25 protein-coding genes and 1 riboswitch are annotated in these 24,643 nt (G+C 56.3%); of the genes, 12 read left to right on the top strand and 13 right to left on the bottom strand.

What is annotated here, in order from left to right; translation table 11 throughout:
- Positions 1-204: 204 nt before the first annotated feature.
- A complete protein-coding gene (locus tag ACR8BN_RS01230) occupies positions 205-1,122 on the top strand; it encodes a sugar ABC transporter substrate-binding protein (protein WP_031593051.1) in 918 nt (305 codons plus the stop codon).
- Between the two features lie 32 nt (positions 1,123-1,154).
- Here the strand turns inward: ACR8BN_RS01230 and ACR8BN_RS01225 are convergent, their stop codons facing one another.
- A complete protein-coding gene (locus ACR8BN_RS01225; protein ID WP_143991332.1) occupies positions 1,155-1,658 on the bottom strand; it encodes a GNAT family N-acetyltransferase in 504 nt (167 codons plus the stop codon).
- Positions 1,659-1,730: 72 nt separating this feature from the next.
- On the opposite strand from ACR8BN_RS01225, the gene ACR8BN_RS01220 reads away from it, so the two are divergent.
- Positions 1,731-3,563, top strand: coding sequence for an ABC transporter ATP-binding protein (locus tag ACR8BN_RS01220; protein WP_031593049.1), 1,833 nt, complete (start codon positions 1,731-1,733; stop codon positions 3,561-3,563).
- Here the strand turns inward: ACR8BN_RS01220 and ACR8BN_RS01215 are convergent.
- Positions 3,560-4,684: a GNAT family N-acetyltransferase gene (locus tag ACR8BN_RS01215; protein ID WP_010253462.1), complete on the bottom strand. Its 1,125-nt coding sequence runs from the start codon at positions 4,682-4,684 to the stop codon at positions 3,560-3,562. The genes ACR8BN_RS01220 and ACR8BN_RS01215 overlap by 4 nt on opposite strands.
- A gap of 141 nt (positions 4,685-4,825) precedes the next feature.
- Between ACR8BN_RS01215 and ACR8BN_RS01210 the strand changes: the two genes are divergently transcribed.
- From ACR8BN_RS01210 to ACR8BN_RS01200, 3 genes are all read left to right on the top strand, one after another.
- The gene (locus ACR8BN_RS01210) at positions 4,826-5,737 is read left to right on the top strand and encodes a LysR family transcriptional regulator (RefSeq protein WP_029519450.1); all 912 of its coding nucleotides are present in this window, start codon (positions 4,826-4,828) and stop codon (positions 5,735-5,737) included.
- A gap of 98 nt (positions 5,738-5,835) precedes the next feature.
- Positions 5,836-6,777, top strand: a complete 942-nt coding sequence (locus tag ACR8BN_RS01205) for a glutathione S-transferase family protein (RefSeq protein ID WP_115764062.1) — start codon at positions 5,836-5,838, stop codon at positions 6,775-6,777.
- Between the two features lie 10 nt (positions 6,778-6,787).
- Positions 6,788-7,393: an alpha/beta hydrolase gene (locus ACR8BN_RS01200; protein ID WP_010253470.1), complete on the top strand. Its 606-nt coding sequence runs from the start codon at positions 6,788-6,790 to the stop codon at positions 7,391-7,393.
- Here ACR8BN_RS01200 and ACR8BN_RS01195 read toward each other — a convergent pair.
- Both ACR8BN_RS01195 and crcB read right to left on the bottom strand, forming a co-directional pair.
- Positions 7,390-8,205 carry a sugar phosphate isomerase/epimerase family protein gene (locus ACR8BN_RS01195; RefSeq protein WP_434747249.1) on the bottom strand — a complete coding sequence of 272 codons (816 nt, stop codon included), beginning with the start codon at positions 8,203-8,205 and terminating at the stop codon, positions 7,390-7,392. The two genes, ACR8BN_RS01200 and ACR8BN_RS01195, sit on opposite strands and share 4 nt — an antisense overlap.
- A gap of 132 nt (positions 8,206-8,337) precedes the next feature.
- Entirely contained in the window at positions 8,338-8,715 is a 378-nt protein-coding gene (gene crcB / locus ACR8BN_RS01190) for a fluoride efflux transporter CrcB (RefSeq protein ID WP_069025493.1), read from the bottom strand.
- A gap of 87 nt (positions 8,716-8,802) precedes the next feature.
- A riboswitch (Fluoride riboswitch) is annotated at positions 8,803-8,878 on the bottom strand.
- Positions 8,879-8,995: 117 nt separating this feature from the next.
- Between crcB and ACR8BN_RS01185 the strand changes: the two genes are divergently transcribed.
- Positions 8,996-9,916 carry a nucleoside hydrolase gene (locus tag ACR8BN_RS01185; protein ID WP_069025494.1) on the top strand — a complete coding sequence of 307 codons (921 nt, stop codon included), beginning with the start codon at positions 8,996-8,998 and terminating at the stop codon, positions 9,914-9,916.
- 23 nt (positions 9,917-9,939) lie between these two features.
- On the opposite strand, the gene ACR8BN_RS01180 is transcribed toward ACR8BN_RS01185, so the two are convergent.
- Positions 9,940-10,968, bottom strand: a complete 1,029-nt coding sequence (locus ACR8BN_RS01180; protein WP_039388056.1) for a zinc-binding alcohol dehydrogenase family protein — start codon at positions 10,966-10,968, stop codon at positions 9,940-9,942.
- Between the two features lie 137 nt (positions 10,969-11,105).
- On the opposite strand from ACR8BN_RS01180, the gene ACR8BN_RS01175 reads away from it, so the two are divergent.
- Positions 11,106-12,008, top strand: a complete 903-nt coding sequence (locus ACR8BN_RS01175; protein WP_031593040.1) for a GntR family transcriptional regulator — start codon at positions 11,106-11,108, stop codon at positions 12,006-12,008.
- Between the two features lie 170 nt (positions 12,009-12,178).
- Positions 12,179-13,531, top strand: a complete 1,353-nt coding sequence (locus tag ACR8BN_RS01170; protein WP_010671480.1) for an MFS transporter — start codon at positions 12,179-12,181, stop codon at positions 13,529-13,531.
- 21 nt (positions 13,532-13,552) lie between these two features.
- On the opposite strand, the gene ACR8BN_RS01165 is transcribed toward ACR8BN_RS01170, so the two are convergent.
- Both ACR8BN_RS01165 and ACR8BN_RS01160 read right to left on the bottom strand, forming a co-directional pair.
- Positions 13,553-14,944, bottom strand: a complete 1,392-nt coding sequence (locus ACR8BN_RS01165) for a hypothetical protein (protein WP_031593039.1) — start codon at positions 14,942-14,944, stop codon at positions 13,553-13,555.
- Complete coding sequence (locus ACR8BN_RS01160) at positions 14,937-15,848, bottom strand: alpha/beta fold hydrolase (RefSeq protein ID WP_434747248.1); 912 nt, start codon at positions 15,846-15,848, stop codon at positions 14,937-14,939. Before ACR8BN_RS01160 ends, ACR8BN_RS01165 begins: the two co-directional genes overlap by 8 nt.
- Before the next feature lie 263 nt (positions 15,849-16,111).
- Between ACR8BN_RS01160 and ACR8BN_RS01155 the strand changes: the two genes are divergently transcribed.
- Positions 16,112-16,888: a nucleotidyltransferase domain-containing protein gene (locus tag ACR8BN_RS01155; protein WP_434747247.1), complete on the top strand. Its 777-nt coding sequence runs from the start codon at positions 16,112-16,114 to the stop codon at positions 16,886-16,888.
- A 181-nt stretch (positions 16,889-17,069) separates the two neighbouring features.
- On the opposite strand, the gene cspE is transcribed toward ACR8BN_RS01155, so the two are convergent.
- Both cspE and ACR8BN_RS01145 read right to left on the bottom strand, forming a co-directional pair.
- On the bottom strand, positions 17,070-17,282 hold the full coding sequence (gene cspE / locus ACR8BN_RS01150; protein ID WP_031593036.1) for a transcription antiterminator/RNA stability regulator CspE: 213 nt from the start codon (positions 17,280-17,282) through the stop codon (positions 17,070-17,072).
- 652 nt (positions 17,283-17,934) lie between these two features.
- Positions 17,935-18,198 carry a DUF2798 domain-containing protein gene (locus tag ACR8BN_RS01145; protein ID WP_161736900.1) on the bottom strand — a complete coding sequence of 88 codons (264 nt, stop codon included), beginning with the start codon at positions 18,196-18,198 and terminating at the stop codon, positions 17,935-17,937.
- 128 nt (positions 18,199-18,326) lie between these two features.
- On the opposite strand from ACR8BN_RS01145, the gene ACR8BN_RS01140 reads away from it, so the two are divergent.
- On the top strand, positions 18,327-19,229 hold the full coding sequence (locus tag ACR8BN_RS01140) for a LysR family transcriptional regulator (protein ID WP_115387071.1): 903 nt from the start codon (positions 18,327-18,329) through the stop codon (positions 19,227-19,229).
- Positions 19,230-19,456: 227 nt separating this feature from the next.
- On the opposite strand, the gene ACR8BN_RS01135 is transcribed toward ACR8BN_RS01140, so the two are convergent.
- Positions 19,457-20,470: a zinc-dependent alcohol dehydrogenase family protein gene (locus tag ACR8BN_RS01135; RefSeq protein ID WP_022623962.1), complete on the bottom strand. Its 1,014-nt coding sequence runs from the start codon at positions 20,468-20,470 to the stop codon at positions 19,457-19,459.
- A gap of 168 nt (positions 20,471-20,638) precedes the next feature.
- Here ACR8BN_RS01135 and ACR8BN_RS01130 point away from each other — a divergent pair, with 168 nt between their 5' ends.
- Complete coding sequence (locus tag ACR8BN_RS01130) at positions 20,639-21,544, top strand: LysR family transcriptional regulator (RefSeq protein WP_143991379.1); 906 nt, start codon at positions 20,639-20,641, stop codon at positions 21,542-21,544.
- A 298-nt stretch (positions 21,545-21,842) separates the two neighbouring features.
- Here the strand turns inward: ACR8BN_RS01130 and azuC are convergent, their stop codons facing one another.
- Together azuC and mntP are read right to left on the bottom strand one after the other, a co-directional pair.
- Positions 21,843-21,920 carry a stress response protein AzuC gene (gene azuC / locus ACR8BN_RS01125; RefSeq protein ID WP_111534772.1) on the bottom strand — a complete coding sequence of 26 codons (78 nt, stop codon included), beginning with the start codon at positions 21,918-21,920 and terminating at the stop codon, positions 21,843-21,845.
- Positions 21,921-22,037: 117 nt separating this feature from the next.
- Positions 22,038-22,613 carry a manganese efflux pump MntP gene (gene mntP, locus ACR8BN_RS01120; RefSeq protein WP_031593031.1) on the bottom strand — a complete coding sequence of 192 codons (576 nt, stop codon included), beginning with the start codon at positions 22,611-22,613 and terminating at the stop codon, positions 22,038-22,040.
- A 316-nt stretch (positions 22,614-22,929) separates the two neighbouring features.
- Between mntP and ACR8BN_RS01115 the strand changes: the two genes are divergently transcribed.
- Positions 22,930-23,172, top strand: a complete 243-nt coding sequence (locus ACR8BN_RS01115) for a DUF1158 domain-containing protein (protein WP_083070524.1) — start codon at positions 22,930-22,932, stop codon at positions 23,170-23,172.
- Here ACR8BN_RS01115 and ACR8BN_RS01110 read toward each other — a convergent pair.
- Complete coding sequence (locus ACR8BN_RS01110) at positions 23,162-24,601, bottom strand: PLP-dependent aminotransferase family protein (protein WP_434747246.1); 1,440 nt, start codon at positions 24,599-24,601, stop codon at positions 23,162-23,164. The two genes, ACR8BN_RS01115 and ACR8BN_RS01110, sit on opposite strands and share 11 nt — an antisense overlap.
- Positions 24,602-24,643: the final 42 nt, after the last annotated feature.

The following is a 24,643-nucleotide window of genomic DNA, read 5'->3' as shown; positions in this document are numbered from 1 at the left end:
CAGAGTGTGCGCCACGTCGAGGATTTCATCGGCGCTGGCAGCTATGACGCGGCGATTTTACGGCAAAGTGTGTCAGCGCTAGCAAGAGTGAAAAGGGCCGGTTGTCAAACCCGGCGACTGTCCATAAGCTGCAAATGATAATCTTTGTCCATTTTTATAATAAATGAAAAATATATTCCACACAGTTAACCTCGGGAGTCTGCAATGAAAAAACGTGCATGGGCAATACTCTGTCTGCTCTCTCTTTCCACGTCGGCGCTGGCAGAGAAAATTGGCGTCTCAATGGCCTGGTTCGACCAGAACTTTCTGACCATTATCCGCCAGTCGATCGAGAAAGAGGCCAAAGCGCGTCAGCTGGATGCGCAGTTTGAAGATGCACGCGGCGACGTGGGCCGTCAGACCGATCAGGTGCAGAGCTTTATCAGTTCCGGGGTGGACGCGATTATCGTCGATCCGGTCGACTCCGCCAGCACCCCTGCCCTGACCAGGCTGGCGCAGCAGGCTCACATTCCGCTGGTCTACGTTAACCGCACTCCGGGCGATAAAACCCTGCCGCCGGGCGTGGTGTTTGTCGGCTCTGACGAACGCGAATCGGGCACGTTGCAGATGGAGGCGCTGGCGAAGCAGGCGGGTTATCGTGGCAGGGTAGCCATTATCATCGGTAACCTCAGCGATGCGGGTGCGCTGCAGCGCACCAAAGATGTCGAGCAGGTGGTGGCAAAGTATCCCGACATGAAAGTGGTGCTGAAGCAGACCGCCAACTATTCGCGTAATGAGGGCATGGATTTAATGCTCAACTGGCTGTCGAACGGGGAAGAGATCGATATTGTCGCCGCCAACAACGACGAAATGGCGATTGGCGCAACCATGGCAATTGCCCAGGCGAAACCGAAAAAAACCATTCTGGTGGGCGGCATTGATGCCACGCCGGATGGCCTGAAAGCCCTGGCAAGCGGCAAACTGGCCGTCACCGTGTTCCAGGATGCCGTAGGCCAGGGCAAAAAATCGGTCGAGGTGGCGCAGCAGATGATCAAAGGGGAAAAAGTCGATTCCCACCAGTGGATCCCGTTTGAACTGGTGACGCAGCAGAACATGCAGCAATACAGCAATAAAAATCCGTAATGCAAAGCGGAGCGGCAGCGCTGCCGCTCCGGTTATGACTTTCCGTGCAGCAGTTTCGCCATCATCACCACATCGCGCAGCTGACCGTCGCGCAGGGCGGCCTGGCGCATCAATCCTTCACGCTCAAAGCCCAGCCGCTCATAGAGCCGCAGCGCCCGTTCGTTGTCGTGAAACACCTCCAGCTCCATACGCGTAATCCCCAGCCAGTTACGGGAATAGTCGAGCGCGGTGCGGATCAGGCGCTCACCGACGCCGCGACCGGCGTAATCGGGATGCACACCCAGCCCAAAGCTGATGCAGTGGCGGGTGCGCGGCTTATTATCCACAAACAGCGTCAGCTCACCGGCCAGCACGCCCTCGATCTCCGCGACAAAGGCGATAAACCCTTCGGCATCCATTCTGGCGATTTTTTTCTCCCAGGTGGCAACGCTGGGAAACGGCAGCTGCAGCGTCCAGGGATAAACATCGGGATGACTGTAGAGTCGCTGATAGGCGGCGGCATCCTGCGGTTCCCGTGCCCGAATAATGATTTCCATATTTTCTCCTTTTAGCCGAACGGGGTTCATGCACTAAGCTGTAGCTCTTTACCGGACGGAAAGAGTATCGCTATGTTGTATCGCCGTTTTGAGCGTTTTATCAATATATTTCATGACGCGCCCACCGACTCGCCCCCCTCAACGGTCTGGTCGTTTTACCTCTACTATCTGAGGCAGGTCTGGCCGAGTTTCGCGGCACTGCTGGTAGTGGGGCTGGCGTCAGCCCTGATTGAAGTGTCGCTGTTCAGCTATCTGAGCCGCATTATCGATATGGTCAATCACTCCACGCCCGCCAGCCTGTTTCAGGATAACTGGCCGATACTGCTGTGGATGGGGGCGGTGGCGCTGATTCTGCGGCCGATTTTTATCGCCCTGCACGACATGCTGGTGCATCAGAGCATCAGCCCGAGCATGACCAGCATGATCCGCTGGCAGAATCACAACTACGTGCTGCGCCAGAGCCTCAATTTCTTCCAGAATGATTTCGCGGGTCGCATCGCCCAGCGCATTATGCTGACCGGCAGTTCACTGCGCGATTCTGCGGTGCAGCTGGTGGATGCCATCTGGCACGTGCTGATCTACGCGGTAACCTCGCTGGTGCTGTTTGCCGGTGCCGACTGGCGGCTGATGATCCCGCTGATTCTGTGGATGGTGGCCTACAGCGCCTCGCTGCGTTTCTTTGTGCCGCGCGTCAAAGCGCGTTCGGTGGTCTCCTCAGAGTCGCGATCTAAACTGATGGGCACCATAGTTGATGGTTATACCAACATCGCCACCATCAAGCTGTTCGCTCACAGCGATCTGGAACGGCAGTATGCGCGTGAGGCGATTCAGGAGCAGACCGAAAAAACCCAGAACGCTGGCCGCATGGTCACCAGCATGGATCTGACGCTGTCAGCGCTGAACGGCCTGCTGATTGTCTCGACCTCCGGGCTGGCGCTGTGGTTATGGAGCCAGTCGCTGATTAGCGTCGGGGCAATTGCGCTGGCGACCGGTCTGGTGATCCGCCTGGTGAATATGTCCGGCTGGATCATGTGGGTGGTCAACGGCATTTTCGAAAATATTGGTACGGTACAGGATGGCCTGAAAACCATTGCGCAGCCGCTGAGCGTGCAGGATGCACCGCAGGCAAAGCAGCTTAAGGTGACGCGCGGCAACATCCGTTTTGAGGATGTGCGCTTCGATTATGGCGGTGGCCGTCAGGTGATTAACGGCTTTAATCTCGACATCAAACCTGGCGAGAAGATTGGGCTGATTGGTCCCTCGGGCGCCGGTAAATCGACGCTGGTGAACCTGCTGTTGCGCCTCTATGACCTGAACGCGGGGCGGATTGTGATCGACGATCAGGATATCGCCGCTGTGACGCAGGAAAGCCTGCGCAGCCAGATTGGCATGATCACCCAGGACACCTCGCTGCTGCACCGCTCAATCCGTGAAAACCTGCTTTATGGTCGTCCCGACGCCAGCGAAGAGGAGCTGCAGCTTGCGATTCACCGCGCCCGCGCCGATGAGTTTATCCCGCTGCTCTCCGACTCACTGGGCCGCACCGGGCTGGATGCCCACGTGGGAGAGCGCGGCGTGAAACTGTCGGGCGGTCAGCGTCAGCGTGTGGCGATAGCCCGCGTGCTGCTGAAGGATGCGCCGGTTCTGATCATGGATGAGGCCACCTCGGCGCTCGACTCCGAAGTGGAAGCGGCGATTCAGGAGAGCCTGGAGTCACTGATGCAGGGCAAAACCGTTATCGCCATCGCGCACCGCCTGTCGACCATCGCGAAGATGGATCGGCTGGTGGTGCTGGATAAAGGCGGCATTGCCGAGATGGGCAGCCATCACGAACTGCTGGCGCAAAACGGTCTCTATGCCCGGCTGTGGCAGCATCAGACCGGCGGTTTTGTCGGCATCGATTAATCGCCGCGTCGATAGGGTAAGGCGTCGCGTGCTTCTTCCGCCCAGCCGCGCACGCCTTCCCGCTCCTGCACCAGAAAATCTGCCACGGCATCGCGCAGGCCGGGATGCAGCAGATAGTGCCAGGAGTGGGTAATCTGCGGCTCGAAGCCGCGCACCAGCTTGTGCTCGCCCTGCGCGCCTGCATCAAACCGCGTCAGCCCCTCATCAAGGGCCAAATCCATTCCCTGATAGAAACAGGTTTCAAAGTGCAGCCGGTCAAACTCCGCCAGACAGCCCCAGTAGCGGCCATAGAGCGCGTTGCTGTCCCGCAGATAAAACGCCATCGCGGCCGGTTGCTGCTGTAAACGGGCGATCACCACCACAATATTCTGCGGCATGCGTTCCGCCAGCAGGCTGAAAAAGTCACGCGTCAGATAGGGACGCTGACCGCGCACCGCATAGGTGTTGGCGTAACAGGTGTAGACAAAATCCCACTGATCTTCGCGCAGCTGGTAGCCCAGGTAGCGGTCAAACTCAAAGCCGCTCTGCATCACCTGCTCACGCTCTTTACGCAGCTGTTTGCGCTTGCGCGACATCAGCGAATCCAGGAAATCCTGAAAATCGCGGTAGCCACGGTTATGCCAGTGATACTGACAACCGAGCCGGGAGAGCCAGTCGGGCTGATCGGCCAGCAGCTGGTTAGCCTGAGCATCGGTAAAGTTGATATGTGCCCCGCTTAAGCCCTGCTGTAACAGGCTCTCAGGCAGGGCCGACAGCAGTTGCGCAGCGGCAGCGGTTTCACCCAGCAGGCGCGCGCCGCTGACCGGGCTGAAGGGTATCGCGCCCAGCCATTTCGGGTAGTAGCGGATCCCGGCGCGCTGGCTGGCATCCGCCCAGGCGTGATCAAAGACGTACTCGCCCTGTGAATGGCGTTTGCGGTAGCCTGGCAGCGCAGCGCGGGTCACGCCCTCCTCCCGCCACAGCAGATGATCGGGCTGCCAGCCCGCCTCTAACCGCACGCTGCCGCTCTGTTCTAACGTGAGCAGAAAGGCGTGGCGCAAAAACGGCTGGTCATCAGGCAACAGCGCATCCCACTCGGCGGCCGGGATCTCCGCCAGTGACGTCAGGTGAATCAGCGACATGAATTACTCCAGAGAACGTCGGGCAGAGAGTCAGTCAAGCAGGTTTTCCGCGCCAGCGAAAGGGTTAAGGCACGCAAAGTGAAGGCTGCATCAGCGGAGCACAGCTTCTATACTGCGACTTTATCTCCACAGGACACCGCCATGGATCGACTCGATTGTGACCGGATGTTTGTCACGGTGCTGGAAACCGGCAGCTTTTCTGCGGCGGCGTTACGTCTCGGCACCAGCAGCAGTCAGGCTTCCAAGCTGGTTTCAAAGCTGGAGCAGCGGCTCGGCGTTCAGCTGTTTAAACGCAGCACGCGCGCTCTGTCGCCCACCGATGTCGGGCGCAGCTATTATGAGCGGGTCAAAAACCTGCTCGATGCGTTTGAAACGCTGGATGCCAGCGTGCGTGAAAGCGCCACCACGCCTACCGGCAGGCTGAAAATCAGCGCACCCGGCTCCTTTGGTACTGTGGTGTTGTCTGAGGTGCTGGTGGCGTTTGCCCGGCGCTATCCGCTGATTGAACTGGATGTCAGCTTTTCAGACCGGTCCGTCAACATCGTCGATGAAGGTTTTGATATGGCGATCCGTATCGGCACCCTCAGCGACAGCAGCCTGGTCGCGCGCAAGCTGGGTGAGGTGCATGTGCGCATCGCCGCCTCGCCGGTCTATCTTGAGCAGTTTGGCACGCCGCAGCACTGGCGCGAGATGCCCCAGCATCAGTGCATCATCGACACCAATTTTCGCGATCCCTGGCACTGGCCGTTTGCCGGCGGCGACGGCGACGGCAGCAGCGAGATTGTCACCGTACCGGTCCGCGGGCGTCTGCGCTTCGCCAACACCGAAGCCTGCCTGCAGGCCGCGATGGCCGGACTGGGCATTGCGCGGCTGCCCGGTTTTATCGCAGCTCCCGCGCTGCAACGCGGTGAGATTGTCCGGCTGCTGGAGAATTTCGACACGCCACCGCTTGGCCTGTTTGCGGTTTATCCGCCCGCCCGTCATCTGGCACACCGGGCGCGCCTGCTTATCGACTTCCTGGTGAGTCACTTTACCCGTTTTCCGCCCGCGTAATTTATTCCAGAATGGAAGAAATGATTGTCTTTATGACCGGATTATCAGCCGTTTAGTCATCAGTTAAGCTGCTTCTCACATTACAGAGGAGTCGCGCGATGTTAGTAGAAGGCAAATGGAGTAGTGACTGGCACCCGGTGCAGTCGACCGATAAACAGGGCGGATTTGTCCGTCAGACGTCCGGTTTCCGGCATTTTATCAGCAGCGATGGCTCCACTGAATTTGCGGCAGAAGCGGATCGCTACCATCTCTATGTGGCGCTGATCTGTCCGTGGGCGTCGCGCGCGTTAATTGCCCGCAAGCTCAAAGGGCTGGAGTCGCTGATTAGCGTGACGGTGGTTGAACCGCAGCTCGGTGCCCAGGGCTGGCGCTTTGGCCGTTTCCCCGGCGCACAGCAGGACACGCTGAATAACGCGCAGTACCTGCATGAAATCTATACCCGCGTCGCGCCCGATTACACGGGCCGGGCCACCGTGCCGGTCTTGTGGGACAAGAAAACCGGCACCATCGTCAGCAACGAGTCCGCTGACATTGTGCGTATGTTCAACAGCGGCTTTGGCGATCTGGCCGATAACCGCATCGACCTCTATCCCGCCGCGCTGCGCCCTGAGATTGATGCGCTGAATGAGAGTCTCTATCCGCGTCTGAATAACGGCGTTTACCGCGCCGGGTTCGCGACGACACCAATCAGCTATCAGCAGGCCTTTAACGACGTCTTCAGCCAGCTCGACGAACTGGAAGCCCTGCTCAGCGATGGTCGCACCTTCCTGCTGGGTGAACGGCTGACTGAAACCGATATTCGCCTGTTCGTCACCCTGATTCGCTTTGACGTCGCCTATCATGGCCTGTTCAAATGCAACCTGCGCCGCATACGCGACTATACGCTGCTGAATCGCTATCTTAAGAGCATGCTGTCAGTCTCCGGCGTGCGTGAGACGGTCAACATCGATCATATCAAACAGGGTTACTACTCGATCAAGGCACTGAACCCGAACGGGATCGTTCCGGCAGGCCCGGATCTGAGTGAATACGGCCTATAAAGGAGCAATAATGGCAAAAGCACTGGTGATTTTTCTGCATGGCGTAGGCAGTAACGGCGACGATCTGGCACCGATTGGCCGTCACTGGGCGACGCTGTTGCCGGATGTGATTTTTGCCTCACCCAACGCCCCAGAACGTTTTGCCGCCGGTTTTGGCTGGCAGTGGTTCAGCCTGGAGGAGGTGACGCCAGAGAACCGGCCAGGTCGGGTACGGGCCGCGCGGGCGGCGTTTGACGCGACCCTCAGCGACGTTATCGCACAGCACGGCTTCGCCGACCGCTGGCAGGATGTGGTGCTGGTCGGCTTTTCACAGGGATCGATCATGGCGCTGGATGCGCTGGCATCTGGCCGTTATCCGCTGGCGGGCGTGGTCGCCTTTTCGGGTCGTCTGGCGGTTGACGGTGAACTGACGCCACAGCCTCATTTGCCCGCGCTGCTGATCCACGGCCAGGCCGATGAGGTGATCCCGTGGCAGGAGAGCGAATCTGCCGCAGCACGACTCAGGGCCGCATTGGTGCCGGTAGAAGCGCGATTTGAACCCGCCACCGGCCACACCATATCCGCTCAGGGTGCCATGCACGCCGCCGCGTTTATCGGGCAGTGCTTACAGGATTAACCCCAGCAGCGCTTTAATGCCTGCCAGGCATGACGGGCAGCAACCTCAGGCGGCAGGCGTTTCAGCGCATCATTAAAGACTTCAATGCCCACTGGTCCCTGATAGCCCGCGCTTTTGAGCTTATCGACAAAGCGTTCAATGTCGATAATGCCATCGCCGGGCAGCAGACGCTGGTGCTTCGCCATCGCCATCAGGCTCTGTTTATCCTGCGCAGGCATGGCGGCCATATCACACAGCTGCACTTCATAGATGCGATCGGCCGGAATGCCGTCCAGCTGTGAAGCGTCGCCACCCAGTGCGCAGATATGAAACAGATCGACCACCAGCCCGATATTGGGCTGATCGAGCCGCTGCAATCGCTGCCACGCCAGTGGCAGCGTGTTATCCACGCTGCACCAGGCCATCGGCTCATACATAATACGCATGTTGTAGCGCGCAGCTTCAGAGGCCATCCAGCGCAGGTCATCATCAATCTGGTCGGCGCAGCAATCCTCGCGGGTGCTGGCCGGCGCCTGAATGGTGTCGCAGCCCAGCGCCTGGGCAATCTGAATAAACTGGCGCAGCTCTTCGCGCTTCTGTCCGCGCAACGCGCTGGGTGCCCCGGTAAAATCACGCAGCACCTGGAGATTAGTAAAGCCAGGTCCCTGCCGGGCAGCGATCTCAGCCAGTGCCGCCGCGCCACCCTCGCACGCCTGGACATCCTCGCGCCAGATCTCCACCTGATCGAAACCGGCGTTACGCGCCGCCTGAAGTTTCTGGCCGGGCTCACCGTTTAACAGCACCAGGTTAAGGAATGTGGGGTTAGTTCGCATTGCTCGGCTCCTTAATCGTCCGGAATAATCGGTGACGTTCAGCTTCTGCGCCCGTTCATGCGGGATGGTCGGGCGTAAAACCTGAAACAGTATCTACCTCTTAAGGAGTATGACAAGCGCCGCTTAGCCGGATCAGCCCAGCATCGTGACCAGTGCGAAACCGGCAAACGCCATCAGCAGCGAGCCGATCACATGCACCAGCGCGCTGGTCATCGCCCAGAGATAGTTCCCTGATTGTAGCAACCCCATTAATTCCGCCGTGAAAGAGGAGAAGGTGGTCAGCCCGCCGCAGAGTCCGGTGACAATCAGCAGTTTCCAGATCGGGTCGATGTCGGGATGGCGAACAAACCAGGCCATCGCGCCGCCGATTATCAGACCGCCGATCAGATTTACCAGCAGCGTGCCCGGCGGCAGATTGGGAAAGAGCGCATTAAAGCGCATCGCAAAAAGCCAGCGCAGTACACAGCCGGCAGAGCCGCCGATCATCACAGCCAATAACGGTTTCAGCATGTCTTGCTCCTGATTGCAGATTAACGCCGGGCTGAGGGGAAAGGCAGAGATAAACTGCGCCTGACACCTCAGCTCCCGCGAAAGGATTGAGTGTCAGGCGTCATCAGCCGGTGTTAAGCCCACCGGCGGTTGGGAAAGGTGGCACGCCATCACCTTGAGCCGGTGATAATACGACGGCCGTTTCAGGCTGGCAACAGTGAGGTCATGGCGGCTTAAAACCTTGACGCGCACGCCACAGACGGAGTAATGCTGACGGTTTACAGCCTGTTGCGGAGACCCTATGCGTACCCTGATTTTTGATACCGATATCGGCGTGGATGACGCCTTTGCGCTGGCCTATGCGGCGCGGACGCAGCGTCTGCTTGGGATTACCACGGTCTTTGGCAACGTGGCGGTGGGTCAGGCGGTGAAAAACGCCCGACTGTTTTGCGGGAAAATGACGATTAACGCGGAGGTCTATCGCGGCTGTTCACGACCGCTGGCGCTGCCACCCTCTGCGCCCGCGAGACTGCACGGTGAAGATGGGCTGGGCGATGCGTTTGATAATGCCTGCAGCGATCAGGCACCGGGCGCGGTGCAGTTTATTATCGACAGCGTGCGGGCGCAGCCGCATCAGATCACCCTGGTGGCGATTGGTCCGCTGACCAATATCGCCACGGCCATTAATCAGGCGCCGGATATTATTCCGCTGGTGAAAGAGCTGGTGATCATGGGCGGCGCATTTGGCACCGATGGGCATAGTGGCAATGTGACGCCCTTCAGCGAATTTAATATCTGGAAAGATCCGCATGCTGCCGATCAGGTGCTCGCCTCAGCGCTGAACGTGGTGGTGATCCCGCTGGATGTCACGCACAAGGTGCTGATCAGCGGCGATGAGGTTCAGCGTCTGAATCAGCCGGTGCTGAGTGCGATCTGTCGCCCTTACCTGGCTTACAGTCTGGAGAAAGAGGGATTCGAGGGTATGGCGCTGCATGACACCCTGGCGGTGGCGTGGCTCACTCTGCCACAGGCATTTACCCTGACCGAAAGCCCGCTGCGGGTGATCACGGAGGGCATCGCCTGCGGTCAGACGGTGCGTAAGCTGAGCGCGCTGGCATCCCGTCAGGATCCCTTTAACGGCCTGCCCGCCCAACGCATCGCACTTGGCGTGGATGCTGATGCGGTGCGGGCGCACTTCTTTCAGACCCTCACCGCGCCCTGAACCACGCGAACCGACTGGCCGCGTTACCGATCGAAATGAATCACGCCTTTGATCAGCTCGCGGTTGTTGATGATTTGCGCCTCAAAGGTTTCATCCAGCGTGGAGAAGGCCAGATGGTGATTCAGCATCATTTCGGCGCGCAGCTGGCCGCTGGCCATCAGCGCACGCACCCGATCGAAATCTTCACGGGTGGCGTTGCGGCTGCCCATCAGGGTGGTCTCTTTTTTATGGAATTCACTGTCCGGGATCACCAGATCGCCTTTGTGCAGGCCGACATAAACAATAGTGCCGCCGTGCCGCATCAGGTTGACCGCATTGTTCATCGCCGCCGGGCTGCCGGTGGCGTCGATCACCTTCAGCGCCAGACGGCCACCAAACTGCTCGCGCAGCGCGCTGTAAAACGCTTCATCAGCCGGATTCAGTGCCGCCAGACCGAGCTGGTCAGCAACATGCTGGCGACGAAATTCGCTGGTATCCGCCACCACCACCTGCGCGCCGCTGGCGGCGGCGATAGCGGCAACACCCAGCCCAATCGGTCCGGCACCCACCACCAGCACCTGCTCATCCGCCACAATTGCGGCACGACGCACCGCATGGGCGCTGATGGCAAAGGGCTCAATCAGCGCAGCCGCTTCCGGCGCGACATCATCCACCGCCAGCAGCGTGCTGACTGGCACGCTTAAGTAGTCGCAGAACCCGCCATCCTGATGCACACCAATCACTGAGATCTGCTCACAGCAGTTGGTCTTGCCGCTCTGGCAGGCGTCACAGCGCAGGCAGGAGATATAGGGCATTAACGCCACCCGCTGGCCCGGCTGAAAGCCCGCGGCGTCCTGACCCGGCGCCACCACTTCCGCGCAGATTTCATGGCCCAGCACCCGTGGATAGCTGAAGAATGGCTGATTACCGGACCAGGCGTGGATGTCGGTGCCGCAGATTCCCGCGGTGAGGATTTTAATCAGTACCTCGCCAGCGGCGGGCGTGGGGATATCGCGGGTGGTCCATACCATCTTACGTGGTTCAGCGATGACCAGTGCTTTCATTGTTGTCATGGTGATTCTCCGGTTGTCCTGCAGGCAGTTATGGCGAATCCTGCACGCGCTGCGGTGTTCGTTTGCGGGAAGTGTGAAGCACCGCGATTTTTTTGGGCTTTGAATGGTTTTTAATGCATAAAAAACCGGAGAGTGAGATGAGCCGCAGCCAGAATTTGCGCCAGAACGTCATCAACCAGATGCTGGAAAGCATCGCTCAGCGCCATATTCGTTCACCGCTGCCGCCCCAGGCGGCACTGGCGGAAATGTTCAATATCAGCCGGACTACAGTGCGCCACACCCTGCACTATCTGCATCAGTGCGGCGTGCTGGATAAGGTGGATGAAACCTGGGTTATCGTGCGCGATCCGCGAGAAGATGACGGTTTTAGCGCGTTAACGCCGCCGATTGAGCAGCAGGCCAGCCACTTTGAGCAGATGTTTTTTAATATGATTAATCAGCGGCAGCTGGTGCCCGGCGATACCTTCAGCGAGCTGCAACTGGCGCAGCAGGTGAAAGTCAGTCCGGTGGTGGTGCGCGAATTCCTGCTGCGCTTTATGCGCTATGACCTGCTGGAGCCGGTCAGACGCGGCCAGTGGCGGATGAAAAAATTCACCCAGGATTACGCCGAGAAGCTGTTTGAACTGCGCGAGATGCTGGAAACCCACGCCCTGAGCCGCTTCCTGAATCTGCCCGCAGGTGACGAGCGCTGGGTTCAGGCGCGGGATCTGCTGGATCGTCACCGATCGATGCGCGACACCATCGCCAGTAACTATCGCCACTTTGCCGCGCTGGATCGTCAGATGCATTCGCTGATTTTATCCGCCGCCAACAACCCATTTTTCAATCAGTCGCTGGAGATTATCTCTGTGATCTTTCACTCGCATTATCAGTGGGATGAGAGCGACCTCAAGCAGCGAAATATTGTGGCGCTGGAGGAGCATATGGCGATTCTGACCGCGCTGATTGGCCGTCAGGATGTCGACGCCCTCTGTGCATTACATAACCATCTGGCAACCGCTAAAACCTCAATGGTGCGCTCAATCGGTCAGTACAATTAAAAACCGATTAAAAACCACAAAGCATTAGCTCCCGCACGATTCAGAAACATCTTTGCAACATCCTTAACCCTTTGCTCTTAGTCTCGACTGCAACGTCACGGCGGCCTTTTGCCGCTGCGCGCAGACCCCTTCTCACCATAACGATAAGTACCCAGTTTCGGGAGAGTGCAATGGAAAAGACTTCAGTAACCGGCCGCGACAGCGCAGCTGGCGACACGCCATCAGACCAGGATTTCGTGCCGATGCGTAGCGACGTGGTGCGTTCACCGCGTATCCGCAAGATCCAGATCACGGCGATGCTGTTGTTGCTGTTCGCCGCCATCATCAACTATCTGGATCGCAGCTCGCTGTCGGTCGCGAATATGACCATCCGCGAGGAGATGGGGCTGAGCGCCACCGAAATCGGCTTCCTGCTCTCCGCCTTTTCGCTGGCTTACGGCCTGGCGCAACTGCCGTGCGGCGCGCTGCTGGATCGTAAAGGGCCGCGCATTATGCTCGGCATTGGCATGTTTATCTGGTCGCTGTTTCAGGCCGCCTCTGGCCTGGTGCATAACTTTACCCAGTTCATCCTGGTGCGTATCGGCCTGGGCATTGGTGAAGCGCCGATGAACCCGTGCGGCGTGAAAGTGATCAACGACTGGTTCAACATTAAAGATCGCGGCATGCCGATGGGGATGTTCAATGCGGCTTCGATGATTGGACTGTCGGTGGCTCCGCCGATTCTGGCGGCGATGATGCTGGTGATGGGCTGGCGTGGCATGTTTGTCACGATCGGTATCCTCGGCATGTTCCTCGCCATCGGCTGGTATATGATCTACCGTGACCGCGACAACAATACCCTGAGCGCTGAAGAGATCCACTATTTACAGGCGGGCAGCGTTGCCTCGCGTAAAGAGCCGATCAGCTTTAAAGAGTGGCGCGGCCTGTTTAAGCAGCGCACCATGTGGGGCATGATGATTGGCTTCAGCGGCATCAACTATACCGCCTGGCTCTATATCGCCTGGCTGCCGGGCTATCTGCAGTCGACCTATCATCTCGATCTTAAAAGTACCGGCCTGCTGGCGGCGATTCCGTTCCTGTTCGGTGCGGCGGGCATGCTGCTGAATGGCTATGTGGTCGACTCGCTGGTACGTCGCGGCTTTAACGCGGTGAAAACCCGCAAAGTCTGCATCGTCAGCGGGATGCTGCTGTCCGCCGGCTTTACCGCCGTGGTGACCCGCGCGACCGACACCACCAGCGCCGTAACGCTGATTGGGATGGCGTTGTTCTGTATCCACTTCGCCGGAACGTCGTGCTGGGGATTGATCCACGCCAACGTCACCGCCCGTATGACAGCGTCTGTCGGCAGCATCCAGAACTTCGCCAGCTTTATCTTCGCCTCGTTCGCGCCGGTCATCACCGGCTGGGTGCTCGACACCACCAAATCGTTCAGCATGGCGCTGATGATTTGTGCCTGCGTGACGCTGGTTGGCGCACTCGCCTACCTGCTGCTGGTGCGCCAGCCGATCACCGACGGCGAATAATCACGACTGACGGCGCGACTGCTACGTCAGCGCCGTCAGGGTGACCCCATGTTTTGCACCATAACGCTGAATACCCGTCATCACCTTCTCCGCGCTCAGCGCGGGTGGTGGTGGCAACAGCGGTGCCCGTTCACGCAATGCCGAGTCGAAGCGGGCAAACGTTGCGAAATCACGCGGGAAACGTTCCTCATCCACGCCAATCAATACGCCTTCATCACGTGCATGGGAGAGCAGCGCCCGCCAGCGATCAATCTCCGCCAGACCGATACTGTCGGTGCCGTGAGAAAAGAGCATCATGTCGATGTTGCGGAACGGCGGCTGTTTTTCCAGGAAGCGTTGCAGGGCCGCGGCCGAAGGCTCGGTGCAAAAGACCAGCCAGAACGGGATGGCGTGCTGATGCATGCTGCACCACGGGTCCATCAGCAGGAAGCTGTCCACCGTCAGCCGGGTCGGTAAAATTCCCGCCGCCAGATACCAGTCGCGGTAGATCTCTGCCACCACATAGCTCATCGCCTCTGGGTCTTCGTAACGAATCTCCATCAACTTCCAGTTCTGAGCTTCCGCCAGTTTTTTCAGCGGCGAAATCAGGTAACCATCCAGTCCCCACTCCGCTTCCGGCACGTGGTCAGTAATGGCGGGCGGCGTCCAGCGCTCACGATCGATGCCATAGCGTGCCAGATATTCCGCCACCCGCGGGCCGCCCTGTAAGTACTCTTTTTCGGTTGCGCCGCCGAGCGCACCAAACTGGAAAAACGAGCGATCGCTGGTGCGTGTTACCGGCCACTGTCGGGTACAGTGATTGATAAACAGCGTTGATCCGGCGGGCAGACTTCCCATCAGAAATTCGTTGAAGGCCAGCGGCAGTTCGCGCAGTTTCAGCCGGAAGTAGCGCATCTGATCGAGCATCAGCCGATCCTGATTCGGGTCCTGCATATGGTGCACCGCCAGCCGGGGCCAGGCAGCCAGCAGCGCGGCAGCAATCTCTTTGCCCTGCTCAAAGCTGGTCTGTGCGTCATCGGGATCGTTATTTGCGGCCCGCACCGGGCAAAGAAAAGTCTGGGGCAACCAGGGCACACCCATCGCCGCCGCCAGATGCACCAGTGCACCATTCGATGAACCGATAAAGGCCGCCGGATAATCCTGTTGCGGGTATTCACTCACCATCCATTCGGCGATCCCTTCCACATCCAGTTCACCCGCCTGGCGCAGGCTGATGCCTTCTGCCATGCCGCCCAGCGCATAGCCCCACTCACGCAGCCCGGTCGGTAGACGGTTCAGTGAGGGCAACAGGCGATCCAGCGTCGGTGACTGGCTGGGGCTGGCAAAGGGGCGGTCGTGCAGCGCATTGGCCAGCGCAAGCAGCATGGCGGCAGCAGAGTCAAAGCGGGCAATCCCTCTTGGTGGTTTACTCATGTTGATCCTCCTGCTGGATACGTGCCAGGAACGGGCGGATGGCGTGACAGAAACTCCACGGGTAGACGTAGTGCAAAGTGTGCGTCCCGTCGCGTAATGTCACTCGTTCGCTGCGCGGCATCAGGGCGGCGAGTTCATCCAGCCAGCGGGCCGGACAGACGGGATCGCGCGAGCCCCGCAGCAGTAACGTGGGTGCGTTAATGTAAGTAAGGCGATGCTCAATGCGGTCACGCATCATGGCGCGCATGGTGCCGAAGGCGCGCCGCAGGCCCGCTTTGGCGTAATCAATTCGGGCCAGTGGCCCCGGTGGACGACGTGATTCCAGCCGGCCATTACGCCAGTCGCGCCAGAGCTGACGCGGCAGACTGCGGGCATGACGATCGACCGTCGGCCCCTGCAGCACCAGTCCCGCCACAGCCTGTGGATGTTTCACCGCCAGCGCGGCCAGAATCTGGCAGCCAAACGAATTGCCGACCCAGATAGCACGCTGGAAACCGTTATGCTGTAGCCACAGCCACAGCGCATCCGCCAGCTGATCCACCGACATGATCGGCGCAGAAGGGGGCAGTGTGCTGGCGCCAAAACCGGGCAGATCCGGCACCAGCACGTGATAGTCGCGCCCCAGCGCCAGCGCCAGTGGCTCCATCGCCCGGCCCGACATCACCAGACCGTGGATCAGCACGACCGGCAGTCCCTGATCCTCATTGGGCGTAACGCGGGTAAACATGCGCCAGTCACCAATCTGCTGATAATAACCGGCCAGACCGGCGTGATGACTGTGCGGCGACACCGGCGGCGTCTCCTTAAGCTGCCGCCAGCTTTTCATGCCCCATAACGTGGCCGCCACACCCAATCCAATACCTGCCACAATCGCTGCCTGTTTTCGTCGATGCTTCTGGATCATCCGCTGCTCCTGGTTTGGGGAGAATAATTCAGTGTAGGTCGGGATCAGACAGCAGGCGGGTTATCCGCGTGATGGTGTGAAAAAGTATGGGGTTTCGCCTAAGAAGACGCTGGCTTTGCGGGTGATGAACTCTGGCGGGGGATGTGTCTGATGTAAGCGGGAAGGCAATGACGGCAGTGAATGATGTGTGTACGTTGTGAGCGAGAAGCGGACATAAGAGATATAATTAATCCGGTGAATGACGCCATTAAAAGGGAGAAAGGATGGCAATCGATCACAACGGTTTTATTGCCCTGCCAGAAACCAATAAATTGCAGCCAGAGTTCCGGAATATTGTTGCACAGGTCGAGGCAAAGCTAATCCAAAGTTTTCCTGAGCTTATACATAGCCTTTATTTGTATGGCAGTGTGGCTGAAGGCCGGGCAAAAATCGGGAAGTCCGATCTGGATATGACAGTCATATTTAGCGTTGATCCCGGCGAAGTGGCTAAAGTGCAACTTACTGAAATCCAGCGCAAACTTGAAAAAAATAATCCTGTTGTCAGTAAAATCGATTTTGATTGTGGCCTGTTACAACAGGTAGTGCATCCGGATAATCTGCTTAGCTGGGGATACTGGCTCAAACATCACTGTGTCTGCGTTTACGGAGAGGACCTGAGTCAACGATTCCAGTCATTTAAACCTTCAAAAGAAATCGCGGTAGCAGTGAATGGCGACTTCCTGCCGGTGCTGGAAAAATTAATAACTCAAATGCAGTTATCTGCTGACGAAAATAAAAAGTTGCAGCTACAGCGTGCTGCTGCACGAAAGGCAATCAGAGCAACCAATATTCTTCGCAGTGAACATGACAAACAGTGGCCTGAAACACTCGAGGAGTATCGCTTTACATTCAATGCCCGATATCCAGCGTTAGCAAAAGAAATGGATGACTTGCTGGCAATCAGTAATACGCCTCAGGGGAGCATCGCTGATTTCAAAAAGCGCGTTATGGCTTTTGCCCGATGGCTTAACGTCACATTTCATCACGGGCAGGGCTTATGAAGAGAGGATTAACTTCGGGATGGACGAATAAACACGGAGCAGGTTAACGGATCAGAGATAATACGAATTTCAGGCAATAAAAAACCCGCACTGGGCGGGTTTATTTTATTATCAGCAGAGCTTATCTGCTCAGACTTATGTCTTCATCGCTATTGTAGGCGTCGCTGATAATGAGCGCGGCTTACAGCGCTGTGACGTTGCCAGCTGCAGGGCCTTTAGCGCCATTTTCAATGGTGAAGGAGACTTTCTGACCTTCATCAAGCGTTTTGTAGTTATCACCCTGGATAGCAGAGAAATGTACGAATACATCTTTGCTGCCGTCATCGGGAGTGATAAAGCCAAAACCTTTATCTGAATTAAACCATTTTACTAAACCAGTCATTTTGTCAGACATAGATATTTCCTTAATCGATTAGCCACTAAGAGCGGCGAAGATGGCCTGTAGTTAGAGATTTACTTATTGGGCACTTAGGAGGAGGCTCTCGAAGAAGGATATCTGTGGATAACACTTGAACTGAGGACTACTTTACTAAAACTGCTTTCATAAGGTCTGTGTTCCAAACCGATGACGCATTAAGACATAGCGATAATAATTTAGCAATGTATATGTTTATTTATTTTAACCATTTAAACGCTCAGATGGCTGAATGGCTGTTTTATTTTGGCTGCTCAGGAAGAGCTTCAGGCTCCGCTATGTGCGAAGAGGAGCAGGCTAACCCCGTCATAACAATGGTGCCGATTTAACGTTGATGCTTAACAATAAACAGAGCCAGTTAAGTCACATCGCGGGAAACTCTCCGCACGGCCAATGAAGGGGTTTCCTCGCCCTCCTCATCTGTGAGCTTTACCTGCTGCATATCGTACGCCCGGCTCTTCGGTATCTTTCATCCTGATACCGGTCAGTATCTGAACGACCTGCCCACCCTGCATCTGAAATGCTGGAGGTTTGCCACCCGCCACCATTCTGGCGCAGCCGTCGCCTGCCGCGATGAGCGAGAAGCGGGCTAAATCACACCCGGGCGCCCGTAATGGGCATGCTGACTGTCTCAGTGACCGTGAACGGTCAATCCTACGAGCCGGATAACAACAGGACGGACAACCAGGATGCAAAAGAAAGCCGCTGGCATGGCGACCTGGTAAGCATTCATCACATTTGTCATGTAATGAGGCCCCATTCCGAATTCGGCTAACGTGATGACCAGACTCATCAGGAACGCCATGATGATCGCCATATAAAACGCAAATATGTAAGGTGCCGTGCGCACCGGCAGGCGGGTTCGTAAGGTTTTTTTTGTTGCAGCATCAGTCATCTGAATATCCTGTTTAACAAAAGTGGACGAAACTGCGGCTAACTTAACAAGCTTATGCGGGGGGTTGTAGAGCGGTTATGCTTTAATCATTATTAAGTAAAAGTGACGAATAAACGGTTGAGGATGCGATGGACGTTTTAGGGTTGATTAGCACTTTTATCCGCGTGGTGGAAAACGGCAGTATTGCAGCGGCGGCACGCGCTAAAGGTATGAGTCCGGCAGCAGTCAGCCAGAGTCTTTCCCGTCTTGAAGCGCATCTGGGCGTGCGACTGCTATCGCGCACCACCCGCAGCATGACCTTAACGGAAAACGGTAAACGCTATTTCGAGAAAGTCCGTCACATCCCACATGATATCGAACTCGCCTCGCAGGCTGCTGCGAATGAAACCAAACCGCAGGGGCCACTTTGTATCGCCACAACAGCCGCGTTTGGTCGGTACGTTCTGGCTCCCCTTATGCCCGCTTTCAAAGCGTCCTTCCCCGATATAGATATTGAACTGATCAGTACCGATCGCAACGTCGATCATCGCCTGGAAGGCGTCGATGTCAGTATCCGCATCGAAGCACAGCTGAATGATCAACTGATCGCCAGAAAAATTGCATCGCTACCCTTTATATTCTGTGCGGCTCCGGCTTACCTTGATCGCGCTGGCACGCCTCAGACGCCTGGAGAACTTAGCCAGCACGCCTGTCTGGTTTTCCGCTATCCCACCGACAGACGGTTTCTGCCATGGACGTTTATGGTCAACGGACAGCCTGTTAATGCAAAACTCAACCCCAGTTTTATCAGCGATGATATTGATATCATCGCCAGAATAGCCGTAAACGGCGGCGGCATTGCCCGTCTGGCAAGCTTTGTAGCTCAGCCACTGATAGACAGCGGTCTGTTAAGGTCTTTGTCCTGGTCAGGTCACAGTGGCGAGAGCACCATTGAGTCCCTGCCGATGAATATCTATGCCTGTGTCACCGAACGTTCGGCACTGAATTCGAAAGTACGGACATTTATTGAATTTTTGGCCGATGCGCTTTAAGACAGGAGCGTTTTTGCCGGGCGAAAATTGTCTGTACTTTTCGGCTTATCCACCCGCAAAGATAACCCTCCGCCACCGGTCGTGGTGATACGAAAAGCGGCCCTTTTGGTAATGTGCAGAAGGAATATAAGCACGCTTTGAGAAGGGGTTTAACGCGGTGAGAGTGGGATTAAAAAGTATCTGGCAGTCAGTAAAAACTGCCAGAATTGAGGAATAAAAAGTCGTTATCAGTCACTAATTCTAATGACGATTTTGCCAAATGCACCACGGGAGAGGTGCCGGAAGGCTTCAACCGCCTCATTAAAGCTGTAAACCTGTTCAATGACGGGTTTGATATTATGTTTATTGAGGAACGGATTCATCCGATCAAACGAGGAGCGTGGTGCAACCGCAATACCCCGGATCTTTGTCTGACGGAAAATTAACGGCATCAAATCAAGTTGTGCTGTCTGGCCGGTCAGAAATCCTACCTGAGCAATCGTACCGGCAACTTTTGTCGCAGCAATTGACTGATTGATGCCATTGCCCCCGGCGACATCTATCGTTACGTCAGCGCCTTTACCATCAGTCATTTCAAGCACTTTTCTTTCCCACTCAGGGTATTTTTTATAGTTAATTCCTTCATCGGCTCCCAGTGATTTAATGCGTTCAAGGTTTGCATCGTTACTGGAGGTGGCAATGACACGTGCACCATAGGCATGCGCTATCTGAGCAGCGAAGACCGATACACCACCGGTTCCCTGTACGAGCACGGTCTGACCGGGTTGCAGATTGCCGATATCCATTAGCGAGTACCATGCCGTAAGTGCAGCGATGGGAAGTGTAGAGGCTTCTTCATCTGTCATGCTGTCAGGCGCTTTAACTGCGCTGTCCTCATGAATGATCATGTACTCAGCCAGCCCACCGGGTAACGGCATTCCAATACACCATGCTGGCTCATCGGCTGCAGGTTCACCCTCTAACCAGCGTGAATAGAGATGCGAGTTAACGCGATCACCCGTGCTAAAACGGGATACACCCTGTCCCGTGGCAACAACGGTGCCCGTGGCATCCGAGACAGGAATCAGTGGCTTTGGAACCAGATGAGGCTCATAGAAGCCCTCTACTATTGCCTTATCCCTGAAGTTCAGAGACACCGCGCCAACTTTAACCAGAAGTTCACCCGGACCGGGTACAGGCGTTTCCACCTCTTCAAGCTTTAAGTTTTCAAGGCCAAAATCTTTCAGTAACCATGCTTTCATTTTGTCATTTCCCATGTGTATGCATCGAATAGGGTGATGATAAAAAAAGCAGGCGGGCGTAAAAAGCCACGTAAAAGGACTTCAGTGTTACTGCAGGAGAAACAATCGGAATGAGATATAATCCGCAATACACTATTTCGGCAGGAATATTTTTTGTGGAGTTAAATGATGCGCTCGAACATGCTGGAATTGATGGATATTTTTGTTCACGTCGTTGAATTCCGTAGTTTCACCCGGGCCGCTGACGCCTTGCAGCTGCATCGCCCTGCGGTCAGTAAGTCCGTACAACAGCTGGAAGACAAGCTTGGCGTTAAGCTATTGCACCGCACCACGCGCAGTCTGAGTGTGACCGTTGAAGGGGAAGAAATTTATCAGCGGGCTAAAACGCTGCTGAGTGATGCCAGCGATATAATGGCTTCTTACTCTTCAAATCAGCGACCTCGTGGCCAGCTGCGCATTGATGTTCCACTGGCGCTGGCACACAGTATCCTGATCCCACAATTAAGCGAGTTTCAGGCTTTATATCCTGAAATTGAAATAGTCTTAACCGCTTCAGATCGCCTGACCAATTTAATTACAGAGGGTGTCGACTGTGTTATTCGTCTCGGTGAGCTTGCTGATTCGAATTTTATTTCGCGCAGAATGGGCAGCCTGCAGATGGTCACCTGTGCAGCACCCTCTTATCTGGATAAATATGGCACTCCTTTAACGCCTGATGACCTTAAAGACCATAAAGCCATTTATTTTTTTAATGAACACAGTCGGGACATTCAGGAATGGAAATTCGTTATGAACGGCGAAATTGTTTCACGGCATCCGGGAAGCAGCGTACGAGTTAACAATTCTGACGTACTTCTTTCCTGTGGCGTGGCGGGCCTCGGCATGCTTCACGCATTATATACGGCATTAAAGCCCTGCCTCGAAACAGGCCAGCTGAAGGAAGTATTATCGGGTTATGCGACAGTGACGAAACCGGTTTCAATACTCTACCCTGACAGACGCTATCTTCCGCCTAAGGTCCGGGTCTTTATCGAATGGTTTACTGAAGTATTCAGGAAGAATGATCAGTGTTAAACGTGAATCTTAGCTTCGGCACAGGCACTCCCGTGACCCATTAAAAGTGCGTGTTTCCTGTTTAAGGTATGCCGCCATTTTGTCTGGCATCCGGAAATCTCCCGGGCAGATTAGATCACTGCAGCAACGTCCGTTTCTGGCTCAAAGTGGCGCATAACGGCAATCAGAAGGAGAGGGGTAGCAATAAACAGGATGCACCAGAAGTGCGAAAGCGCGGGTTTAAATCAGCAGAAGCAGAAAAGGTGATAATCACAGGTCGATCCCTGACCGCGATTATCGAGGGTTTCTTGCGGGGTGCTTAGTACATGGCACCCGGCGGTACGTGTTTGAACGTCTCAACGTAAGCGCGGAACACGTGTTTAAAAATACGTTTCATGGAACACCTGATTCAAATTTAGTTGAACATATACCGAAAAAGTATAGCTCCTGTGCGTTTTAACAGCAAATAAATTTGAACCAGATCACAAAAATGACGGTTTTATGTGCAAAAGCCCTACGCGGTGTAGCCGAGATGCTGCAACAGAATGGTGGAGCCGACAGCTATCAGCACTACTCCACCCAGCACTTCCGCCCATTTGCCCAGGACCGGACCAATAAAGCGCCCGACTAATACGCCAGTCGTCGCCATCACCGTAGTGGCTGCACCAATGGTCAGCGCGGTAGTAATGATGTTCACCTGCAGGAAAGCCAGACCCACACCGACAGCCAGCGCATCCAGGCTGGTCGCTACCGCGGTGGTAGCCAGTACCATAAAGCCATGGCTTTGCGGGGCTTCACAGGGCTCTGCGACGGCAGTCTGACGGAAGCCTTCCATCATCATGCGGCCACCCAGAAACGCCAGCAGAATGAAGGCAACCCAGTGATCCCACGCCATGATGTAACGGCTGGCGGCCAGGCCAAGCGCCCAGCCAATCAGCGGCGTCAGCGCTTCAATTGAGCCGAAAATCAGACCGGTACGCAGCGCTTCTTTAAAACCGGGACGATGCAATGTGGCACCTTTGCCCAGAGCAGCAGCAAACGCGTCCATCGACATGCCCAGCGCAAGAATTAAAGTGGCAATAAAGGTCATGATTTATTCACCTGGGGCGAAAAAGCGGCAATTCACGCTGAATTCACCACACAAAGTGTTCAGTTATGAAAAAGTGGGCGCAGTCTATCATGCAAACCCAAAGATAAAAAGACAGTAAAATCAGGGATTTAAGTATAGCAAAGGCTATAACTCTTATCATCCGCTATGAATCGCGCTAAGTCGATGGTAGCAAAGCATTTTCTGACCATTTTTCTGGCCATGCAGCATGCCGGATGCGCACGAAGCAGCGCGCCACCATTGAACCGTGTCGCCGTTTACCGGAAAATGCCGGGCTGATAAATATGGGATACCGGTTATGAATAACCCTTTTGAAACGTTGATCGTGCCTGGTGGCATTTTACTGCTGGGCTTTCTCTCGGCGCTGCTGCTGCCCGCGCCCGCCTTTAGCGTGACGGTGGCGCAGCATCTGTTGCAGATGTTGCATTTGCAGGACCTGAATCAGCTCTATACGGTGGTGTTTTGCGTCTGGTTTTTGCTGCTGGGCGCACTGGAGTTTTTTGTGATCCGTTTTGTCTGGCGTCGCTGGTTCAGGGGCTGACAGCAGGATACGCATCGACCAGCGCCTTTAGCCGTTCGGCACTGCACGCATAACCTTCACGTGGCAGATGTGCCGCCCCCAGCAGCAGGCCCGCACAGCGCTGATCCGCCTGCTGATACCAGATCGACAGCGGCGACGGCGCCATGCCCCACTCCACCGCCTGCTGCGCAATCACCTGATCCGGTGAACCGGCGGGTAAACGAACAATCACCGCCAGCCCGGCGCGTTGCAGGTCAGGAAAGTGAGGATGCAGCGCCGCGATCATCTGCTCCAGCCGCTCATGATAGACGCGCTTCATCCGCCGCAGATGCCGCATAAAGTGGCCATCCCGCAGAAATTCCGCCACCGCATTATGCAGCAATCCGGAGGAGGCAGGCGAAAGCAACGCGCAGACCTCGCCGAACCGGGCCGTCAGAGCGGGTGGCACCACCATAAAACCGAGCCGCAGTTGCGGCGTCAGCGTCTTGCTGAACGTGCCGATGTGCAACACCCGCCCCTGGCTGTCGAGCGCGGCCAGTGCCGGCGCGGCGCGATTGCCGGGCTGAAGCTCGCCGAGATAGTCATCTTCGATAATCCAGCGCTGCGCGCGGCTGGCCCAGTTAAGCAGGGCATGCCGGCGTGCCAGGCTCATCGTCATACCAAGCGGCGCCTGCTGTCCCGGCGTGACCAGCGCAAAAGCGGCATCCGGCGCGCGGGCAATCCCGGCCTCAACCTGCAACCCTTCGGAATCAACCGGCACGGCAACCGGCGTGACGCGCAGCGCTTCAACCGCGCGACGCGCCACCCAGAATCCGGGATCTTCCAGCCATGCTGTTTTACCCTGAAAATTCATCACCAGCCCAATCAGTCCCATTGCGCCAGCATAGCCGCTGGTAATAATGATCTGGTCCGCCTGACAGCGCAGGCCGCGTGCCACCGCAAGGTAGGCCACCAGCGCCTGCCGCAACGCTAAGCTGCCGCGGGGATCGGGATAGCTGGCCGGTCTGCTGACCTGCAGGCGCGTCTGACGCTGCAGAATGCGCAGCCAGACTTTGGCCGGGAATGCATCGCTGGCAGGAATGCCCATCTGGAAGGTCAGCGGTGGCGCTTCATACTCCTCTGCACCTTCCAGCAGCTGGCGTTCAGCATCGGCGCTGACCGGTTTTAACGGCGGTAATGGGCTGACGAAGGTACCCGCCGCGCCTCTGGCCTGCAGAAACTGACCATCAACCAGCATGTCGTAACTGGCGCGAACGGTGCCACGCGCCACGCCGAGCTGAGCCGCCAGATCGCGACAGGAAGGCAGACGCGCGCCAGGTTGTAAACGTCCTTCACCAATCGCCTGTTCAATCAGCTGACGCAGTTGTTCACTGAGGCCACGTGACGCGCCGCGCTGCAGTGTCAGCGTGGAAAGCGGCGATGGACCAGTCAGACTCTCATTTTTTGGCACTTTATCTGCTCCATTGAAAGGCTGAAAATCGCCTTATCAACC

Source organism: Pantoea sp. Lu_F5_004, from assembly GCF_051136245.1.
Lineage (GTDB): Bacteria > Pseudomonadota > Gammaproteobacteria > Enterobacterales > Enterobacteriaceae > Pantoea > Pantoea agglomerans.
This window is presented reverse-complemented; position numbering and strand designations above follow the sequence as displayed.

What these genes read in the sequence shown, in the direction of transcription:
- crcB (WP_069025493.1), bottom strand. Translation starts at nt 8,715, where the DNA reads ATGCTGAAACCGTTATTGGCTGTGATGATCGGCGGCTCTGCCGGCTGT.
- ACR8BN_RS01195 (WP_434747249.1), bottom strand. Translation starts at nt 8,205, where the DNA reads ATGCGAACTAACCCCACATTCCTTAACCTGGTGCTGTTAAACGGTGAG.
- ACR8BN_RS01185 (WP_069025494.1), top strand. Translation starts at nt 8,996, where the DNA reads ATGCGTACCCTGATTTTTGATACCGATATCGGCGTGGATGACGCCTTT.
- cspE (WP_031593036.1), bottom strand. Translation starts at nt 17,282, where the DNA reads ATGTCTGACAAAATGACTGGTTTAGTAAAATGGTTTAATTCAGATAAA.
- ACR8BN_RS01220 (WP_031593049.1), top strand. Translation starts at nt 1,731, where the DNA reads ATGTTGTATCGCCGTTTTGAGCGTTTTATCAATATATTTCATGACGCG.
- ACR8BN_RS01160 (WP_434747248.1), bottom strand. Translation starts at nt 15,848, where the DNA reads ATGATCCAGAAGCATCGACGAAAACAGGCAGCGATTGTGGCAGGTATT.
- ACR8BN_RS01130 (WP_143991379.1), top strand. Translation starts at nt 20,639, where the DNA reads ATGCGCTCGAACATGCTGGAATTGATGGATATTTTTGTTCACGTCGTT.
- ACR8BN_RS01210 (WP_029519450.1), top strand. Translation starts at nt 4,826, where the DNA reads ATGGATCGACTCGATTGTGACCGGATGTTTGTCACGGTGCTGGAAACC.
- ACR8BN_RS01155 (WP_434747247.1), top strand. Translation starts at nt 16,112, where the DNA reads ATGGCAATCGATCACAACGGTTTTATTGCCCTGCCAGAAACCAATAAA.
- ACR8BN_RS01145 (WP_161736900.1), bottom strand. Translation starts at nt 18,198, where the DNA reads ATGACTGATGCTGCAACAAAAAAAACCTTACGAACCCGCCTGCCGGTG.
- azuC (WP_111534772.1), bottom strand. Translation starts at nt 21,920, where the DNA reads ATGAAACGTATTTTTAAACACGTGTTCCGCGCTTACGTTGAGACGTTC.
- ACR8BN_RS01115 (WP_083070524.1), top strand. Translation starts at nt 22,930, where the DNA reads ATGAATAACCCTTTTGAAACGTTGATCGTGCCTGGTGGCATTTTACTG.
- ACR8BN_RS01165 (WP_031593039.1), bottom strand. Translation starts at nt 14,944, where the DNA reads ATGAGTAAACCACCAAGAGGGATTGCCCGCTTTGACTCTGCTGCCGCC.
- ACR8BN_RS01140 (WP_115387071.1), top strand. Translation starts at nt 18,327, where the DNA reads ATGGACGTTTTAGGGTTGATTAGCACTTTTATCCGCGTGGTGGAAAAC.
- ACR8BN_RS01230 (WP_031593051.1), top strand. Translation starts at nt 205, where the DNA reads ATGAAAAAACGTGCATGGGCAATACTCTGTCTGCTCTCTCTTTCCACG.
- ACR8BN_RS01180 (WP_039388056.1), bottom strand. Translation starts at nt 10,968, where the DNA reads ATGACAACAATGAAAGCACTGGTCATCGCTGAACCACGTAAGATGGTA.
- ACR8BN_RS01200 (WP_010253470.1), top strand. Translation starts at nt 6,788, where the DNA reads ATGGCAAAAGCACTGGTGATTTTTCTGCATGGCGTAGGCAGTAACGGC.
- ACR8BN_RS01135 (WP_022623962.1), bottom strand. Translation starts at nt 20,470, where the DNA reads ATGAAAGCATGGTTACTGAAAGATTTTGGCCTTGAAAACTTAAAGCTT.
- ACR8BN_RS01170 (WP_010671480.1), top strand. Translation starts at nt 12,179, where the DNA reads ATGGAAAAGACTTCAGTAACCGGCCGCGACAGCGCAGCTGGCGACACG.
- ACR8BN_RS01225 (WP_143991332.1), bottom strand. Translation starts at nt 1,658, where the DNA reads ATGGAAATCATTATTCGGGCACGGGAACCGCAGGATGCCGCCGCCTAT.
- ACR8BN_RS01205 (WP_115764062.1), top strand. Translation starts at nt 5,836, where the DNA reads ATGTTAGTAGAAGGCAAATGGAGTAGTGACTGGCACCCGGTGCAGTCG.
- ACR8BN_RS01215 (WP_010253462.1), bottom strand. Translation starts at nt 4,684, where the DNA reads ATGTCGCTGATTCACCTGACGTCACTGGCGGAGATCCCGGCCGCCGAG.
- ACR8BN_RS01175 (WP_031593040.1), top strand. Translation starts at nt 11,106, where the DNA reads ATGAGCCGCAGCCAGAATTTGCGCCAGAACGTCATCAACCAGATGCTG.
- mntP (WP_031593031.1), bottom strand. Translation starts at nt 22,613, where the DNA reads ATGACCTTTATTGCCACTTTAATTCTTGCGCTGGGCATGTCGATGGAC.